Below are 1,418 nucleotides of genomic sequence, written 5' to 3'. Positions count from 1 at the left end.
GTCGATGTACCCGCACTCGGCGCAGGTGCGGGAGGTGTACGCCGGATCGACGTACACCACCGGCACCCCCGCGCGGCGGGCCTTGTACGCGATGAACGCCCCCAGCTGGGCGAAGGACCAGCTGGAGTGGGTGGCCCGTTGGGGCTTGCGCAGCCGTACCCGCTCGCGGATGCCCGTCAGGTCTTCCAGGGCGATCCCGCGACCGGTGCGTTCCGCCTCGGCCACCACATGTTTCGCGATCTTGTGATTGATGTCCTTGGCCCGCCGCGCCTCCTTGCGCCTGCGCTTCTTCAAGCGCCGCTTGGCAGACGGGGTGTTCTTCTTCTGCAGCTTGGTGCGCAGCTGTCGTTCACGCACCCGGCTGCGGTTGAGCCCGCGCCCGGCCAGGATCTCGCCGTCACTCGTGGTGGCGATGTTGACGATGCCCAGGTCGATGCCGAGGAAGTCCACCGGCTCGGTGTTCAGCGGCGCCTCTGGCACCTCGCAGGTGGCCAGCAGGAACCACACGCCGTCGCGGCACACCAGATCGGACTCACCCCTGCGGTACAGCGCCAGCGTGGCCACCTGCTCTGGGGACGCGGTGAACGCCACGTCCTTCATCCGGCCCGTCACGGTCCAGATGGACATTCGCCGCTCGGGAATCTGCCAGGACAGCATCCGGTCGTCATAGGGCTGTGCACCGTCCGGGCGGAACTCGATCGGCTTCTGCGTCGCCTTCCGGTACCGCTTCGAGCCCGGTCGGCCCAGGTTCCCGGCCTTCAGATTGGCCTTGAGGGTGGCGTACGCGTCACATGTCTTCTTGATCACGTGCTGGGCAGCCTGCGCGCCCAGGCCCCACCGGGCCTTCGTCTGGTCGTAGGTGAGCTTGCGCAACGCGAAGTTGTTCTTCACATCCTTTTCGAAGGCGACTTCACTCACCCACGTGGCCGCCTCGTTGCAGGCGCGCAGGGTCGCCTCAAGTGCCGCCGCCTGCAAGGGCGTCGGCAGCAGCTTCACCTGCACCACCAGCTTCACACCCGCGAGGTTAACCGGCCCCTCCGGGGCCGCGCATTCGAACACGGCAAACTCCCGCCGCCCGGTCAGAGCAGCGCAACGCTCCGCGCCGGATGCCGCCGCGGTGCTCCGCACCGCTCACCCGAGGATGCGATTCCTCCCGGGCGTGAACGACTCCGTTGGGAAAGGGACGAACCGCCGGCCGTGGTGGTCACTTTGGCTCACGGACCCGCAGGTCAAGTGATCCACTCCCAGCCAGAGTGCGAGCCGGGATGCCCGCCCTGTCCTTTTGCCAACGGAGTCGTTCACGCCCGGGGTTCCTCACAAGGAACAAGCTGAAGTCCGCCAAGGACCTGCTGCAGGCCGCCTCCGGGCGCGGCGGCAAGGCGATCATGGTCTTCGTTCAACTGCCGGAAGAACCGACT

Annotated in this window: 1 protein-coding gene; it reads right to left on the bottom strand. The window is 67.3% G+C overall.

Going from position 1 to position 1,418, the window contains the following annotated elements; all coding sequences use genetic code 11:
* The coding region (locus AB0I77_RS53575; protein ID WP_363290332.1) for a transposase at positions 1-1,014 on the bottom strand (1,014 nt) is incomplete at its 3' end.
* Positions 1,015-1,418: the final 404 nt, after the last annotated feature.

Origin of the sequence: Streptomyces sp. NPDC050619, assembly GCF_040654815.1 — a bacterium.
Lineage (GTDB): Bacteria > Actinomycetota > Actinomycetes > Streptomycetales > Streptomycetaceae > Streptomyces.
The sequence above is the reverse complement of the archived record's forward strand: the minus strand, read 5'-3'. Positions and strand labels throughout refer to the sequence as shown.